Here is an 18969-nt window from a genome sequence, read left to right as displayed (position 1 = left end):
ATTGCTTACAATCTAAACTTATTATTATTTTTATACTTATAAGTATATTCATTAGACTTTTTGTCTCCCGGCAAATTATACTTTATTAAAATTTCATAATTGCCATAACGCATAAACTGGTAATTACTATTTAAAAAACGTTTCGCTAAAGACTCAACATTTCTATCTCCATTGATATAAGCATTAATAATCTGATTATTTAAATCCACCCAATCTTGTTTGTAAAGCAACGGCATATTGTATTTAAAAGGGAAATTACCTTTTGTCCAGGATTGGTTTACATCATTCTCTATACTGGTCATATAATAAGCATTTAGTGGAATCGCTTTTGCCGGAATAACCCCCAATTCATCTGTGTCTCTATACTTAATAGTGTAATTTCCAAGTAAAGGATAGTCTTTATACAGATACGGATAAATATCCGTTGTATAATACTCATCATTTAGTTTAGATTCTGCTGTGATAATTGGTTTATTATCACTATAATTTACCCCTTGAAGCTCAACTATATCAAATGCTTCTTGACTTGAAATCGTATTTGTCAAATAAATAACATCTGAATACAATACTCCGAAATTATAACTCTGCGTATTGATAGCATTCATTTTAGCCGTAAAGGTTTTATATTTACTCGAATTAAACGAATAGGATAAACGATCAATACTTCCTTCTGCTTTTGATACTGCATCCGCTTGATTTTCTTTTATCTCAATATCATTGCCTTCATCACTGATTGTATTTGTTCGTGTATTTGATTGAGTATTCCTAGATGGAGTCTTTTTTAAACTGCTCACTATTGAAAAGTTATATTTCTTTTCTTGCTTAATATTAGGCAGATCATAATACACTTCATTTTTAGTTATATCATAATTAAAAGCTGTCGCTTTTACATTTGACATTCCATCTTCATTTATTTTGATACTGGTTTCCCAACTCGCATCTTCAAACAAATAATCCTGACCTCTTTTTAACTGAATATATCCTTTTGGATATTCTTCTTCAAGGAAATATTTCTGATTTACAACCGGATATGAGTATTTAATATTTGAAAGAGGAATATGATTTGGTGCTCCGCCTGTTGTAAATAATCTTTCCTCATATTCAGTAGCAATTTTCCCATCTACTTTTATTGGCTGGAAAACACCATTTACCATCTTTTGAAAACTAACTTCAACCTGAACTTTCAGTTCTTTGTTTGGTGGCAAAATATCTGTTGAAACAAAATTTACTCTGTCTTTCATTGAGCTCCATTCGAAAGTTCCTGTTATTTCTTTTGTTCCATCAAAAACTTTGAATTTTTCTAATATTACTTTATAAGTAACATCTCCAGTATCTTCAGGAATTACAAATGCTTCATTGACTTTCATTGAAAAAGCAGCCTGCGGTACAGCAAAAACATCAACATCTGCTGAACTTTGTTTTGGTGTTACGTCTGTTATTAATTTAATTCCGCCTAGAGGAGAAGCATTTTCAAACTGACATTCTTGACCAATTTCTAATTTGAATCTGAATTTGCCTTTAATTAATCCTCCCAAAACATTCATATTTCCTCCCACATAACCTCGCATCCAAACCGGATTTGGCAGTTTTGCCTGCAACAAAACTGCAGCTCCTCCAGAAATGATTGGAACTTTCATTTTTATAAAAGCAAGTTTTATTCTTACTCCCAATTCTCCCTGCAAATAAGCATAAGATTGCCCGTTGGCATACCAACCATTTATACCGACCAATTTTCCAGTATTAGAACATCTGGCTTCTTGGTAATCCTTAAGCATAATATCGAATCCCATTCCTGCTTGAAAACGGGCATAGAAAAGCAAGAAACTCAAATCTCCGGTATCAAAGTCTAAACTTGATCCAAATGCCAACCCGCCTCCATTGGCCAATGTATTTTCATCACGCATGTAATCTAACTGCTTGGCATCGACGCCTAAAATCTGTGCTACAACTGCTGGCGGTTGAGGACTTGCCGGAAGTTTGTTTCCTGCCATAAAGTAACTCGACGTTTTTAAGAATGCACCTGCCACTCCTATTTTTATGCCACATCTGTCGTCTGGTGTTCCTATATACATATACCAATCTTTTGGGTCTTTATGAAAAACTCCCCAAATAGCTCTTCCTCCTGGCCCTGTTCCCGATAGGAAATTTCCCGGAGTATTGATGTAGACATCAGTTGTGGCATGCAGAGAATTATTCTGAAAATCAAACTCTATAGCTGCTGCCATTCTTATCCCCACATCTTCTGACAATGGTGTAGGTATTGCTTTATCTGCTTCTGGAATATATTTACTGGCAAAAGAACCTTTTAAATCTGACTCGCTAATACCTAAAAAGCTGGTTTTTGAAGTAACATTCGTAGCAACTTTCTGAATCAAATTATTTATCTTGTCCATTCCTGGAATTTTAGCCATCACATCTGCTTTTCCAAAAACGGCTACTCTGTTTAATCCACCCTTTGAGTTGAACACCATTTCAAATCCGGCTTCACCATCACAAATTGTTTCTGAACCGATATGAAAATAAACCAAAGCCTTAAGGCCTAAATTTATTTTTTCGTCAGGTGTATAACTGAGTCCCGAAGGAGAAAAATCACCAATAGCTATATCAGAATTTCGGCGCATTTTATAATACGCCCCACCGCCAAAACCATTAATCATAAATGGTGCTGGAGTTGGAGATAATTTTACTGACGCATCAAAATACCAGTACCTGAATGTTGTACGGCCGAAAATAGCTTTTGCTTTTACAGTCACTAATTTTACATCTACTTCTAAATCTGCATTGAAACCATCACCATATACAGGATCCTTTTCCATCAAAATCAGTCCCCCTTTCATTTTCATTCCGCCAAACTCACAATTTATATTAATGGCTGAAAGATCAAGGCCTGCATAACGGCTTTTTTGCCTATATCCGTCATCATACATTTTTCCCAATATCCCAACTCGGGCTGTTGCTCCGGCACCAACACTCTCCATTAAATTTATTCCTAAATCAAAATCGATTCGGGAATCATTTCCATTAATCGCAATATTTATATTGCCAATGGAAACAGGAAAATTACCAAAAGCAACTGTGCCTTTATATCCCATATTTCGAACAGAAATTATCGGAGAGACGGTCTGTAACTGTAAGTTTTCAAAAGTGATTCCTTTAAAATCTACGGTATGTTTTCCTTCAACATCCTTATCATCTGTAGCAGTTTTATTTGTTCCAAAAGAAACTGATCCATTTAAATTGGCTTTGGGCAAAAATCTTCCGTTGACTAAATTTAATTCCACAGAACTATTTGGCAGTAACAATGCTTTTGCTTTCCAAATATCAAACGCGATCGAATCTTTTGTCACCACAACCAGCTGTTGCTGTTCAATAGATATAAATCCGTTATAATACAAACCTGCTCTATTGGTTTGCGGTGGTGATTTTGGAGTTGCTGCTTTAATTACATTTGTATTATCTGCTAATTCAGGCTCTGTTTTTCTCGTTGATGCAATTGCTGTATCTTTTTTATCTTCTTTTGGTGCCTTACTTATCGGCAAGAGAATCTGACCGCTTAAATTTGCTTTTACAAAAATATTGGCAGCAATAGTGACATCGATATGATCCAGAGAATATGCCCATGATTTTTCTTCACTTGTAATTCCTCTATCAAGTGGAAAAACATTATCTGCATAAAAAGTTCCCGAAACTCCAAATTTGTCAATAATAAGATTTTGTGCTCCTACATGGATTCTTCCCTTATTTGATGCAGTATCTGTCGTTTGGAATTCCTTTGGCAATCCTACATCAAAAGTTTCAATAAATACTCCTTTCCACGATTCAGGGCTTGGTGCCAAAAGGGCATTTTTTGTATAATAATCCGGAAAAACTACTTTTGGATCGTTTTTCAAGTCACTTAAATCCAATACTGCATTGCTGATCAAAAACTGAAAATTACCTTCAAAATCTTTTCCGTTGCGTTTGTCTTTCAACACAAACGGCTGCAGGCTTACATTCACTAAAATATCATTCCAGTCACCAGCTGTAAAACTGAATTCTCCTCGAACTCTGTTAGGAATCTGTTTTGTAACACCATTATAGAATGTTTTAGGTATTGTTGTTTTTGCTTCGTCAACAGTTTGAGTTTTTGTATCAATTGGCAGAATCAAATCTCTTGAAAACTCAACTGCTCCAGAGATTTTCATTTCTTTAAAACCATCACAGTCGATTGTTACATAAGTCAAATCATTGACAACATTTCCCGTTTTCATGTCAAATCCTCCATACAAAGACAATTGCCATTTATTATCGCTAAACGGAATATCAACATTGCCAAGCAATACTAATTTTGCTTCGCCAATAATCCCGCCCTGATGAGAAAGCTTTACATTATCGGCTCCAAAAAACAGCTGCATTGGCTGACCTTTTTCATTTTTCTGCGGAATATCAACCCTGCAGAATACAGTTAAAGTCGTATATTCTGGTGAAAATACTGCTTTTGTTATCCCAATAGAATATTGAACATTGTTTACTGTATTTCGAATACCAACAGGAAGTTCAACCAAATCCTGATTCGAAAAATGATCTACCCAGCGATCTGCAGCGGCTATCTTTTCTATCGAACCGGCTGCTGCATTCAGCTCTTTGGGAGGTACTATATCCTGCCCGTAAGAACTAAAAATCCAAAACAGAGTAAATAAGGCAGATAAATATAAGTTGTAAAACTTCTTCATAGTAAATAATCTATATTGTAAATTGAAACCTGAATTTCATTATGTTTTAATATCAAGGTATTCCTTTCGTTAAAAACTGTAACCGTAATTAAAATTGAGCATTGTGTCATTATTTGAAGGCCTGTTTGTTGAGCTTCTGAACATTGATGTCATACCTAGCGAAAAATTGTGTTTTTGCATTAGGGTATAACTGTTATTGAGTTTTATTCCAAAAACCGAACTCGAACTTGCATCACTTTGAGTATTATTATACAATAAGCCAAAATTGGAGTTCAATTTTTCTTTCAGCAGTTTTTTTGAAACACCAACCGAAGCACCAATCGAAGAGTTATCAAATTGCCCGACTTGATTATTGGTATAATTTAAGGAACTGTTCAAAGCGGTTTTAATGCCGAGAAAATTGACTGTATGAGCCAAATTATAATTCTGGACTGTACTTGCTTGTCCTTTTCTTATAATTCCGCCTTGCTCATTGGCCTGACCAGCAATACTGTAATTAAAGATCATATTTTGATTTTTCTTTTTTCCAAAAGAATAGCTCATATTCAGGTTTGCATTTTGAGATAGCTGTCTATAATTTAAAGTATCGGAGGTAACGACATTTGGATTATTGATAAGTTCAAACTGATCGAGTTTTTTATTGGTATAGGTCGAAAAATTAGAATAGCTTCCTGTAAAATTCAGCTGATCTGTAATTTTATAATTCATATTAATAGAGCCTACAACTCGTTTGCTGCTTTGTTTTTTGTCATGTGCCAAATCATCTCTTTGGTATCCTAAACTACCAGAAACATTAATATTATCATTATAAAAAGGCCTTGAAAGCCGAAGTGCAATATTTTCTAAATCATTATTAAAATATAATGCGCCTAAAGTCTTATAATTTGGATCAATACGCTCGTATGTTAATCCTAATCTTGTTTTTTGAATATTGTAATCAAAATTTACATTTAATGCGTTAAGAAAAATTGTACTTTCTCTTGCTGAATAAAGACTGTTTCTAAAACCTCCTCCATTGATGGTTTCTGCGCGGGTATCATCTGTTAATACAGAAAGCGCATACTCTACATTAAAAGTCAGATTTTTCAATAATGAAGTTCCAAAAAGCAGACTGTTTACAAAATTTGATTTAGGTGTTACACCGCTGTCATTTCCAGTATATGCTAAAGAATTTACATTGTCTTTGGCATAAAATCCAATCCAACCTATTTTATACCGTTCTTTTTCGAAACTGGTTTTTGTACCATAACCAAATCGTTCATAAACAGGAACGCCCCCTAAAGCGTTTTCCTGATTTATTGCTTTCGACAACTGTCCTGCCATCAAACTTACTTTAAAAGGGCTTCTTGGTGTCAATTCAAGACCGGCACCTCTAAAAGGAATTCCGCTTAAAGTATAAGGCGAAAAAGTCATACTTGCATTGCCTATATAAGCTTTAGCCCATTTGTATTTAGGCATAATGCAAATTCGGTTAAAATCGAAAGGTGCAGTATAGCCCAGTTTGTTTCCTTGATTGGTCAGGCTGTAAAATATCGGAATATTAAAACTAAATGCACTGACATTCAAATTACCCGAAAGCAGATACGTAAAAGGTTCTCGAGAATTTTGCTGGTTTGAGTTATAATACATCAGGTTGGCATTAACTCCTCCCGTAACCTTAAAATTAGGTTTGTAAAAACTTTCTAAATCAACATTTTGCGAATAGCCATTTTTACAAACTAATAACATCAAAACAATAAGAAGCGTTAACCAATTATTTTTATTATTCATTTTCATTAATTGATTCCTCCTTTATTGTTTTTGTACTTTGATGTCGCATAAAATATAAGAGCTGGTTCCGTTTTTTACCATATCTTTTATTTTGATTGCTCCTTTTCGACCGTCTTGTGTTTTGAACAAAACAATTCTTGGATATGCATAACCAAATTGCTGTTCTCCAGCGGCACTGTAATTAATATTTAATGATTTTATTGGAGCATCATTTACCATGGCATCAAACTGTGTTTCGGTAAAATTTAATCCGCAGTTGCAAAGATTTTGGGAATTTACAAAAATGGTACTCTGAGCATTTTTGAGTGACAAAAATCCATAGTTATTGACTTGATCCGGTGAAATGAATTTGTTGTATGTCAAATTACTGTTTAACCCCTGAAATGCAATATCTATCAAACTGCTGTTCTGATCATTGATTTCATTTGCTTTATACACTTGTCTGGTTGTGGTCGAAAACATTGCACCAATATTATTATTGTTGTGTGCTGCATTTATGCCTAATTTAATATTGGTCAGAATTCGCAGATTTGTATTTGGTTGGACTGTTATTGTTGATTTAAAAACCTTGCTTGTTTTATCATTTGATGCTTCAAGTGTAACTTCGTGTGTGCCAATGGTTGTAAAAACAACTGTTGGGTTTTCTTCAGTTGATACTGCAGGATTTCCTCCTTCAAAAGTCCATTCGTATTTTGTTGCACTGATTGATTTATTACTAAAATTAATTGTAACAGGCGACTGATAATCATCGTTTTCAAATCTAGGCGCATATGAAAACTGGCTTACTAAAAGCGGTTCAACTGTAATGGTTTTCGTTACTTTTTGAGTTTCAAGTCCATTAGAAACCGTTAAAGTAATTACGTGTTCTCCTGGACTCGTAAAAACAACATTTGGAGGTGTTTTCCCAGTAAAAGATGCCGGTATTCCGTCCTGAAAATCCCATTTATAAGTAAGTCCTTCTCCAAGAGTATTGTTTGTTATAACTACCTCAACAGGAGAATAACTGCTTTTTACAATTTCATGCGTAAAATCAATATTGATTCCTTCTCTAATTAAAACCGTTTTGCTGATTTCTTTACTCTCGCCATCAGCATTTGACGCTCTAAGTTTTATTGTATATGTTCCCTGCTTATCATACAGGATTTCTCCCGGATTTTTCAAAGATGAAGAACTTGGGCTTCCTCCTTCAAAAGTCCATTCGTATTTATCTGCTCCAGTGATTTTGCTGTCAATTTTAATGATAACCGGCACCGATTCTTTAGCATTGACATACAAAGTCGTAAAATCGCCTTCGACAGCTATAGAAGTTTCTTTATAGCAGGAAATTGTTGCAATAAATAGTAGTAAGAGTAAAGCTTTTTTCATTTTGTTGTTATTTAAACCACTGCAGTTTTTGATGACTGCAGTGGTTTTTCAAGGCATTTTATTTATTACAATTATTTTTATAATCTTCTAAAACCTTTATCAATCCTTCAAGCGTTTTAAAATCATAGTTTTCAAAAACAAGCGAATCACATTTTAGGTATTCTGCAACATTTTTTTTCAGTTTATCATTACTCGATTTATTAGTATATAAGCCTTTTTCTTGTGATGGAATTTTAAGAATAAAATCTGATGGCAATAATGGATTAACCAAAACCATGTATCCATTTTCTTCATACAGAATTTTATAGAAGCTTGAAAAATCAAAACTCAACGAGTTTAAACTTCCCGCAGCTGCCAAAGTATTTCCCATCGTTTTTAGTCCTAAATAACATTCTTCTTTTCCATCTTTATCAATACAGAATCTTACTCCGTTTTTCGATTTGAAATTTTCTGTTTTTTCACGGCCTTTTTCGTTTGTAAACTTCAGCGTTACTGTTTTCCCATAAGCAGTCATATCTGCCATTCCACTTGATGATTCTGCTTTTATTGATTGGAATTCGGCCGTAATTGGTCCCGATTTTTTTTCTCCTTTCTCGTTTATAACATATCCAGTCTGCTCATAAATATTAGCAGAATTTGAACGCTCAGTATTTATTTTTTCAGTATTAGCTTTTGCTTGTTCCATTCTTATTGCTTCTACTCCAGCTTTTCCCTGATGTTGTAATGTATAGCCATTTCCAACTAATACTCTTAGAATATTCATTGCCGTAATGTCTCTACTCATTTTGTATCCTATTGGATTTCCACTGTTGTCAAAGGCCGCTCTAAATACCTTTTTATCAAAAGTTATCAATTCTTCACTTAGAAATTTACTGTACCCTGATAAACTCCCACTTTTTGCAAACCATGTTGCAATTAGATAATTATCTAAATCAAATACTTCATATTTTAGTTCTCCATTAGAGGATGGGGAGGTTACTTTGATATAACCAATCCTTTTATCCTGCGGATCTTGATTCTGTGCTTTTACACTATAAATAGTCCCAGCATCATCTATTCTTAGTTGGTAGGCATCTATAGCTTTATTTGCCTGATCTATTTCATTTTTAGCTCCAAGTAATTTTGCCGAAATACCAGTTGCTTCTCCATTAATGAAATTTTCGATCATGTCAATATTCAATCCATCAGCATTTAGATAATTATGTTCTACTAGCGCAGCTACAACACTTTTCTCATTGTTAAAAGGATTAAACTTTGCTGTAGTAAATTCCATTTCATTTGACTTTGTTGTTTCATCATTTTTGTATTCCATTATTGGAATAGCTGGAACTGGCACCACTTGCTTTAACTGAATGCTTATCTTATAATTTTTATCTAAACTCGAAATTTTAAACAATGGTTTTTTGCCTTCTATATAAGCAACCGTTTTTTCATCAAGTTTTATTTCGCCTTTGTCAATTTTAATTTTTTGCGCAAAATTATTAATAGTAAATAGTACTAAAAATAAGGTTAAAATTTTTTGTTTCATGTGTAAATACTTTATTTTAATTAATTTTTATTCATAGTTAATCTAGCAGCGATTATTTCAAATGCTGTTAGTTTTGTTGTTTATAATTTTGTGGTATTATACTTGTAATTATAAGCTAAATTTGTACGTATTATTCGAGTAAAACTTATAAAAAAAGTCTGGAGGACAATGAATTATAATTTCTACTTTATTTTGATATTAAATCTTTATAAAAAAACTAGATTTTGATTTGCATGCTGCCACACGAAAGGATTACTGCAAGACTTTCTAATTTTCATTTCTATTCTACCTTGACATATTTTCGATAATATTTCAAAATATATAATGGAAAAAAAGCTAAAAAAACAGGTAATAAAGAAAAAATAAACTTTATTTTAAAATATTGAAAAGGGTCTAGAAAACAAACTTCTAAAAACATTAAAAACAAATAAAGTATCGTTGGGAAAATAAAAAACTTCTCCTTTCTATTGTCTTTATCTATAAAGTAAAGAAAAAAACATGATACAAATATGACATGAAAAAAAATTAAATTAAGAATTATATATATTCCACCCCCTCCATAATCAAAGATTATATCATAAAAAACAATAAATACCAAACCTAAGAAATAATTAAAAACATTACTGATTCCATATTTAAACCATAGTATTAATATGAAAAATATAATTATAGCAATTGACGATATCTGAAATAAATTTAAATTCATAGTCATTTTATTTAATTGTTATTTTAAAAGCTTCTGTAACAAATACACCTTCTATATTTATTTTTGGATTAAACCAATTATCAATTTCTTCAACTTTAATATTCTTTTGCAAAATACCTTGTTCTATTAAATACTTTGATGTATTTTTAACAATATCTTCTGCTACTTTCAAATAATTTGTTTTAAAAATAGCATCTCCAGATGCCAATACTCTTTGAGGTTCTGAATAAAAAACTGGTATATAAAATACCTTTTTATTTAATTTTCTTGATATCTCATAGTCAATAATACCTTTCATAGAACATTTGTTTTTTGAAACAAATCTTGTCATTTTTTTAAAAATCTCTAAATCTAATTTTGTTTGGTTTAATTTAAATTTTTCTGAAATTAACCAGGATAAATTTTGAACATACATTAAGTACCAATCAGTTCTTAAATAGATTTGATCTGGATAACCACCATCTGTCGTAATATGTTCTGCTGTAAGAATAGGATTTCCGTACATTATAAAGTCTTTGGACTTATTACTTAAATAAACATCTTTTAAAACTTGTTTAAGAGTTTTTCCTTTAAATATTGAAATCTGAAGTGATGTATCATTTAAAAACTTAATGCCATATTTTGTTAAATAATAATTAAAAAATTTTATCCAAGGTTTAACTTCACTTTTCAATGAAATTTCAGATTCCATTTTCCATGCATCAATATATTTTTGTACAGTTATTGAATCAGCATTACTTAAATCAATATTTTCTTTAATATCACTAGGTTTCAAGTTATTTATTTCTGAGTGAGCATAACTATCTCCAAATCTATGTAATAATTTACCAAGCTCACTTATATCATTTTCTTGAGGATTTAAAAATTTAACTGCAGTAAAAAATTCTTCTATACCGTGAAAACCTCCTGTTAATGAATGTATAGTTTGTTGAGAACCATCCAAATGTCCCCAAGTATCATTCAATTCAAATTTTGTTTCACTATGAATGGTGGTATCTGGTGCTTCTGCAGCTTTAGCCAATTTTAAAGCTATATCTGGATTCATTCCCAACATAATAGATACTAAATAAACCGTAGAGTAATGTCCATCCGTTTCATATTTCCCACTATTCTGACTTTGAAACGCATATAATTTAAATGCAGTATCATTAATCTGTTTCCAGTCGAGATGGCTTAAAACTGTTCCTGAACTATAATCCATTAAAAAATCAGTGCTTTTTTCTATAGTTTTATAGACTTCAAAAGGATGTTCTAATTTAAAAATTCCGTGACCGAGTTCATGTGCTGCTGTTTTGGATAATACATTTCCTGAATTAAACACATAACCAAACTGTCCATTCAAACGCATATACCCCTGCTGTCCTGTACTGGAAGTTTTATTAGTCATAAAAAGTACATAACTCGATTCTGTCGATTGATACAAGCTATTGATTTCTTGCTGTTGCGCACTGTATGTTGAAGTAATTGTATTTTTTTCTGTCTGTATGACATTACCCGAAACTACGCTGTTAATGTTTAAAACGGGCTCTTTAGTAAAATTAACTTTTACACCAACTTTATTATAAATCTTCTGGGTATCTTTAATAATGTCATCGAGCTTGGTTTTTGAATCATCATCAGTTGGAACCAAAGCAACATTTACTTCTTTCGGTGAAATATGCACAAGCATAAAAGCACCTATTACTTTCCATTTTTCACCTTGTTGTATTACTGCTAAAATTTGCTCTTCTGCGTAAGTCAATTTACCTTTTACAGTCAGAATGAAAGTTTTATCATTTCTAACAAAATCAACTTTGCCCCCGCTTTCGGTTTTGAAAACGACATCCTCAAGCTTGATTTTATCATCTGTTAGGGTAACTGTTGCCAACACGGTATCGCTCTGCCCATTTACAACGGCTTTATAAGGCAAGGCTGTTTTGCCGACTTGTTTATACAGTTTTTTCAAACTTTCTCCGGCATTTTCAGGTATTACATCAAAGGCGTACTTGCTTTTTTCTCCCTTACTTGTATCTTCATTGTTTGAAAAAGCAATACTAATTCCTTTGGCCATAAACTCTATTACTTGACCGTTTTTGTCAACTCCGTCTGTGTTGGAAGCTGTTGATTTTCCACCAACTGCAGGTTCAGTTGCTTCATTAGTACCGTCTCCGTTTTTATCTAAAGTATAAATTTTCCCTGTACCATCTGTAATTACTGTGTCTTTTCCGCCTGGAATGGTAACTTGTTCACCGTTTTTACCGTTTACGATTATGTCTCCATTCGGGTTAATAACTATTTTCCCAATTTCAAACGAAACGCTTTCTTCTATTTTTCCGCTTTTTCCTTCTCCGGTAAAATCTTCTAAATCAGTAACATTTTTCCAATCTGAATTGTAACTTGTCTCTACAACTCCGCTGATTAATTGATAATCTGTATTAATTAAAATATTATTGAACTCAACGGCAATTTTAGTATCTTTTAAATAAGGCACAATGATATAACCACGTCCTGAATAAGGGCTGTGTCCTGATAATTCCAAAACCGTAACAGGAAAATCACCAGCAGTAAAAGTCTCGCTCTGAATTAAATTGTCAAGAGGTTTCTGATTCTGAATATTAACTTTAGGAATAATTCCGCAATTGTAAGCTTGAACTCCATTTGTTTGTGTTGGCGTGGTAAAAGTGCTTAAATTAGAATAAGTAAATGACTGAATACCATCTGATGCGGCATCACAGCTCAAACCTACACGAAACTGATACGTTACTCCAGGTTCTAAATTGGTAATCAAACTCTGAGTATTTAAACTGTTTGTCGAAAACCATTGCGCATTACGCACGTCTTGTTTTTTATACTGTACCTGATATTTGGTATGTTCTGGCACTCCCTGCCAGGTTATTTTAACACTGTTTGGTCCCTGAGCTTCGCTTAACAAAAAGGTTGGAGCGGCACAAGAAGCGGTATATTTAAAGGAATAGATTTCGCTGTATCCATCATTTTTGAAAACGGCATTTTCAGATAATCCTGTTGTTGATATTGCTCTTACGCGCCATGCATATCGCATTCCCGGCGTCAGGATTGGCATGCTTAAATTATACAACAAAGCAGTGCTGAAGAGTGTTTCCTCATACAAAACAGGTGCCATCTGAAAAGCAAACTGCGGATCTAATGTTGGGTCAAGAAGCTGTTTTAATTCGAACTTATACGAAATATTGGTCGCGTTCATCTGGCGTGGTGTCCAGGTGAACATGATATTAGGGAAATCGCTTGCCGCAACTTGTTCGCTTTTTTGTGGCGTATTTAATAAAGGCGGATCGTTTAATATTAAATATAAACTAGCACAACTTTTCTGGGATATTTTTTGGTTTGTGATGTAATCATACATTTCAAAACAAAAATTATACATTCCTTCAGGCAGTCCGTTGACATATTGTTGTGCTGTGATGCCTTGTAGGTTTTCAAGCCTAAATAATGCTGAAATATCGGTATTGCTCAATGTCTGAAGTTCACCTCCATTTATAAAAATAGGTCTTTGCTCAGTAGCATAATCACTTGTTTGTATATTAAGTCCGTTGCCCTGAATATAAAGCTTTAAGCGTACCTGCCTGTTGTTTATCGAAACATCTGTCGGGTTTACCATCAGGCGCATTTTGACATCCATACTTGTGGCATAGTCGGATATTTTCACACTATACGGACTGTTGAAAACTGGTGTCAACTGCACAGGAAATAATTGCGCATAACCATTTAAGCTAAAAAATAGCGTTAGGACAAAAAGATATATTCTATTTAAAAGATTCTTCATTTTTAGTAGATGATGATTTTTTTGACAAGGGTTTGCTGTTCTGTTTCCAGTACCAAAATGTAAATTCCGGATTGCAGGGAAGTATTAAAATCGACTTCGTAATTTTTCTTTCCCGAATCTTTTTTCTGCATGGTATATTCTCCCGTAGTAGAAAACAGTCTTAGATTTACTGCACTATTATTCTCTAAATTAATAATGGCTTTAAAATTTCCGTTGCTTGGGTTTGGCGTTACAATAAAATCAATAATAGATTTAGCAGTACTGCCTCCATTTGGCAAAGTGCTTCTTTTTTCTACCGTAATATTTTTATTGTAAATTGCAAAACATTCGTCCTGTGTCTGCTGCAGACCAATGGTATAAGTGCCCGTTTTGTCAAACCTTAGCGTGATGTATTTTTCTTTCTGTTCTACTGTTATGACATCTTCAGGAATTATCCAATTGGTGCTTTCACCAAATGGATTACTGGTATTGACCAAAATAACTTCTTCATCAATATAAGCCTGAGAACTCAATAAAAATTCTGAACTGATTACTGCCTTTCTTGTTTTAATCACGATTTCATCTTCGCCTACGCATCCTAAAGCCGAAGTTGCTTTTACATGATAAGTTCCGGCTTTTGTCAAACTTACTGTTGCTTGGTTTGAAGTAAATCCGTTTGAAGATGTCCAGCTGTATTGTGCATTTTTATCAGCAATTGATGCATCCAATTCCAAAACCTGATCATCGCACAAGGTTCTGTCTTTTCCTAAATCAACCACAATTGGATCTGGATTTTTCAGGGTAAATTTCTTCTTATACACACAGCAATCAGGACAACTAATTGTTACTTCATAATTTCCTGCCGGCAGATTATTCAAGTCTTTGGTAATCGCTCCTGTATTCCATACATAACTGTAAGGTAAATTTCCTCCAGTAACATTTAGTACTATCGAGCCGTCGTTAACATTATAGCAAGTTGGATTTTTTACTGTCTCTGTTGAGAAAATTCCTTTCGGATCACCTACAAAAATACTTCCCTGAACTACGCATCCTTTTGCATCTGTAACCAATACAAAATAATTATTTGTGGTAATGTTTTCAATTTTTGCAGTTGTTTCTCCATTTGTCCACTCATATTTGTAAGGCGCTGTTCCTCCAGATACATGAGCTTCTGCCCAGCCATCGTCGCCATTGTTGCATCTTGCATTTAATTTTGTAAACGTCAAATTCAATTTTGCAGGCTGTGCCATGTATTGAATTGCATCTGTTTCTTTTACCAAAATATTATTGGTATAAGTTCCCAATTTTATTCCGTTTGCATCTTCGATATTCAAGGCATATGTTCCTTCAGAAATATTATTGAGCGTTTCTGTTTTTTCGTTCCATACTTTCCATGAACCGTCGTTTTGCTTTTTCTTCCAATTATAGAAATATGGCAATCCGTTATTTTTATCTGCCTGAAGCTGAATACCGCCTTTTACATGAGCGGTCAAAATTCCGTCCTGCGATTCATCTCTTTGATTATCCTGCGGATTTATATCTGTTTCATTTCCGAATTCATTACTTGCATTACAAGAAATAGTACGCTTTATTTCGAAAGTCACTTCAAGCGGATCTGGGTCGTCTAAAACGACAACAGAATTTGAAACATTACAACTTGATTTGTTTGTTGCAGCATCATAATTGGCATCATGTACATTTAAGGTATAAGTTTCTTCTGGAAGATTGTTTAATGAAATCGTATAAATGCCATTATTAAAATTAGTCGATGCTGTTTGTATTTCTCCTTTGCTGTTTTTCCACTCATACCAATACGTATTATTGGCTGAAATAGTCCCACCAGTAACTTCAACGATAATTTTTCCGTTTGTTGCTTTGTAAAAACTCGGATTTAAGACTTCTGTGTATTTTATTCTTAATGGTACTATAGGTTCTATAATCGTTACACTTTCTTGTGTTGTACAGCCTTTTGCATCTGTTATAAATACCCAATATTCGCCAGCTTTCAGAATCGTGTTTTTATCCGTTTCTACATCATTAGACCATTTATATTCATAAGGTGGTGTTCCACCAACAACATTTGCTGTTGCCCAGCCATCGTTTCCTCCATTACAGAAAACATCTCCATGCGCAATGCTTACAGATAATTTTGGGGATTCCTGCATGAATTGAGTTGCATCTATTTCTTGAGTCAATACATTATTAACATAAGTTCCTAAAACGATGCCATTCCTGTCTTTTACATTCAAGGCATAGTTTCCGTGTGAAAGATTAGAAGCAGTTTCTCCTTGAATATCAGAGAGAGGGAACCATGAGCCATCTGTCTGTTGCTTTTTCCAATAAAAAAAATAGGGTAATCCATTATTTGCAGAAGAAGCAAGTGGAGTTCCACCAGTTACATGTGCTACTAGAATACCATCTTGTGATTCATCACGCTGACCGTCTTTTGGCTCAGTATCTTTATCGTTGCCGAATTCATTACTTGCATTACATGAAATAGATCTCACGATTTCAAAAACAACTTTTAAAGGATCTGGCTCTGTTAATGATACTTTTGATTCTAATACAGAACAATTCGTAATTTGATTATTGGTTTCGTTGTAGTTCCTATCTTTTATGGTCAAGTAATAATCATTTGTAGGAATTCCATCAAGAGTAATAACGTATTTTCCGTTTAAGAATTCTGTAGTTGTAGTTTGAGAGTTTCCATCTGCATTTTTCCATTCAAAACTATACGAACCATCATTATTTGGAGTACCTCCTGTTATTTCCGCAACTATCTTTCCGTTTGTGGCACCTGAAAAAGTTGGTGTAATAATTTCTGCATATTCTATTGCTACTGCAGATTGTGGCTCAGTTATAATGACACTCCCTTTTGTAAAACATCCTTTTGCATCGGTCACTTCAACAAAGTATTCTCCAGCTTTTAATTGGGTTATTTCATTTACATTTACAATACCTCCATTAACATTGAACCATGTGTAATTATAAGGAGCCATTCCTCCAACTACATTTGCTTTTGCCCAGCCGTTATTTCCGTCATGACATGAAACATTTCCAGAACTGAAAGTTAAATCTAATTTTATAGGTTCTATTATTGCTTTTACAGCTGGTATTGCTGTAACTAATTCTGTTTTATCATATGCTCCTTGCACAATTCCGTTAGCATCTATAACATTTACCGCATAATTTCCTTTAGAAAGATTTTGAGCAATCTTAGAAGTCTGATCGTCTAAAACATCCCAAACATTTGTTGCAGAATTGAATTTTGACCAAACATATTGATAAGGCGCTGTTCCTCCTGTTGCATTTGCTATTAAAATTCCATCTAAAAATTTATCTGTTTCAGTATCTCCGTTTTCTGAATTACAAGATATCGATTGGGTTTCTGATAAGGTAATTGCTATTGGATCTGGCTGAGTTAAAATTTGAGAAGATTCGATAATAGAACAATTTGTTTTATTAGAAGCATCTGCATAATTTTTATCTGTTACGGTCAATTTATATTCACCAAAAGGAACATTTTCTAATGAAATAATATAAGTCTTATCAGCAGCATTATATTGGGCTGTTGCCGGAAATTCTTCTCCAGTTGTTTTTACCCATTTATAATCGTATGATTTGTCGTCTTTTATTGTTCCACCACTTATAGAGGCTGTAATTTTTCCGTTGAATGCACCAAAAAAAGTAGGATCTTGTTTGTATGTATAGCTTAAAGTTAATGGAGCTGTTGGTTCTGTAATCGTTGCTTCTAAAACTTTTTCTTCACCAAGTTCAATTTTACCATCAACCAAAACCTGAACTCTGGCTACACAGCCATTCATGTCTTTTACTTTTATACGATAAGTTCCCGGATTTAAGCCAGTTATAGTATATGGAGCATTGTTAGGAAACGGAATCCAATTGGTTCCATTGTCTAACGAATAATAATCATTTCCTGATAACTTGCGGGTTCCTCCAGTTGGAGTTATAGTTATCGTAGCGTCTTGGGCGTCATAACATTGTACATTTCTAGTATTTAATGTAAAATCTAACGGAGGCGGGGATGTGATTGTAAATGATTTTAAATCATAATGATCTGTAATAACAGCTGTACTCACGCCATCTTTGAATCCTATTAACTGTAATATGTAACTTCCCTTTCTTATACCCGAAATGGTAAAAGATTTATCTGAACCAATAGCTAATGAACCATTATAATCAGTAGGAGTATTTTCGGCGGTAACATCCAATATAGTATAATTTAATTGTTCGCCATCATATAATGTCCTATCGAATACAAATTTTACAGCTCCATCATCAGTATCACTGCAAGTTGGCTGAGTTACTATTGCCGAATTAACGATTGGTGCAGATAGGCGTATAATATAAAAAACAGGATTTGAAGCTACTCCACAAGCTTTTTGTCTGATAAAAATTTTATTCCCTACATTATTAAATGTATTTGTTCCAAGAATATCAACTGCATTTGCAGAAAAACTTGATTTTGTGTTATATTGGGGTAAATCTACCCAGTCTGATGAATTAGGATCTTCACTTGGAGATGGATTTAATGAATACTGCCAATTATACTCTGAAGGAAGAAAACCTGTGTTTGATTTTATATCAATTTTGGTTTCTGTTGGCAGGTCATTTTTGATCCCAGGATTTGCAATAACAAGAACGGGGCGGATCTTTACATTAAAAGAAGATCGTCCTAATCCATCTCCATCACTATCTACATTTCTAAATTGTTTAAATTCAAAATCAACATCATAGCAACTAAATTTATCTGTCCTTGTAACTCTACCCATATTATAAGGCCTATTTCCTCGACACGACTGCCTATCATATCTTGAAGCAGAAAAAAACATGGATTGCAGAATTTTATCTGCTCTGAATGTAGTTCTAGTATCCTCGTAAGTATAATAGGTAATAGATCTGTCATCATTATAAGAAATATTTAAAGCATTGTAATTATCAATAGGTTTCTTAAATTCAAGCCTAACAAATGCTTCTCCACAATTGTGATGTTCATCATTAATCGCCCAGCCACTAAAAACAACTTCATATGAGCCTAATTCTGGAGCCTGCCCAAAACTAAAATTGCAAACCAATAAAAAAACGAATAAGTAAATCTTCTTCATAC

Annotated in this window: 6 protein-coding genes; all 6 read right to left on the bottom strand. The window is 33.5% G+C overall.

Translation table 11 applies throughout. From position 1 onward, the window contains the following. Window positions 1-5 precede the first annotated feature (5 nt). Window positions 6-4712 carry a hypothetical protein gene (locus ABDW27_RS19945; protein WP_343697491.1) on the bottom strand — a complete coding sequence of 1569 codons (4707 nt, stop codon included), beginning with the start codon at window positions 4710-4712 and terminating at the stop codon, window positions 6-8. 69 nt (window positions 4713-4781) lie between these two features. Next, window positions 4782-6482 (bottom strand): hypothetical protein, encoded by a 1701-nt coding sequence (locus tag ABDW27_RS19940; RefSeq protein ID WP_343697490.1) that lies wholly within the window; start codon window positions 6480-6482, stop codon window positions 4782-4784. 21 nt (window positions 6483-6503) lie between these two features. Further along, window positions 6504-7847, bottom strand: coding sequence for a PKD domain-containing protein (locus ABDW27_RS19935; RefSeq protein WP_343697489.1), 1344 nt, complete (start codon window positions 7845-7847; stop codon window positions 6504-6506). A gap of 58 nt (window positions 7848-7905) precedes the next feature. Further along, entirely contained in the window at window positions 7906-9375 is a 1470-nt protein-coding gene (locus ABDW27_RS19930; RefSeq protein WP_343697488.1) for a hypothetical protein, read from the bottom strand. 713 nt (window positions 9376-10088) lie between these two features. Next, complete coding sequence (locus tag ABDW27_RS19925) at window positions 10089-13862, bottom strand: fibronectin type III domain-containing protein (RefSeq protein ID WP_343697487.1); 3774 nt, start codon at window positions 13860-13862, stop codon at window positions 10089-10091. A gap of 2 nt (window positions 13863-13864) precedes the next feature. Beyond that, a complete protein-coding gene (locus tag ABDW27_RS19920; RefSeq protein WP_343697486.1) occupies window positions 13865-18967 on the bottom strand; it encodes a T9SS type A sorting domain-containing protein in 5103 nt (1700 codons plus the stop codon). Window positions 18968-18969 lie beyond the last annotated feature (2 nt).

Source organism: Flavobacterium sp., assembly GCF_039595935.1.
GTDB lineage: Bacteria > Bacteroidota > Bacteroidia > Flavobacteriales > Flavobacteriaceae > Flavobacterium.
Note: the sequence above shows the minus strand (reverse complement) of the source record. Positions and strands in the feature narration are given on the sequence as shown.

Coding starts and splice junctions, on each gene's coding strand:
- ABDW27_RS19945 (WP_343697491.1), bottom strand. CDS start 4,712: ATGAAGAAGTTTTACAACTTATATTTATCTGCCTTATTTACTCTGTTT.
- ABDW27_RS19940 (WP_343697490.1), bottom strand. CDS start 6,482: ATGAATAATAAAAATAATTGGTTAACGCTTCTTATTGTTTTGATGTTA.
- ABDW27_RS19935 (WP_343697489.1), bottom strand. CDS start 7,847: ATGAAAAAAGCTTTACTCTTACTACTATTTATTGCAACAATTTCCTGC.
- ABDW27_RS19930 (WP_343697488.1), bottom strand. CDS start 9,375: ATGAAACAAAAAATTTTAACCTTATTTTTAGTACTATTTACTATTAAT.
- ABDW27_RS19925 (WP_343697487.1), bottom strand. CDS start 13,862: ATGAAGAATCTTTTAAATAGAATATATCTTTTTGTCCTAACGCTATTT.
- ABDW27_RS19920 (WP_343697486.1), bottom strand. CDS start 18,967: ATGAAGAAGATTTACTTATTCGTTTTTTTATTGGTTTGCAATTTTAGT.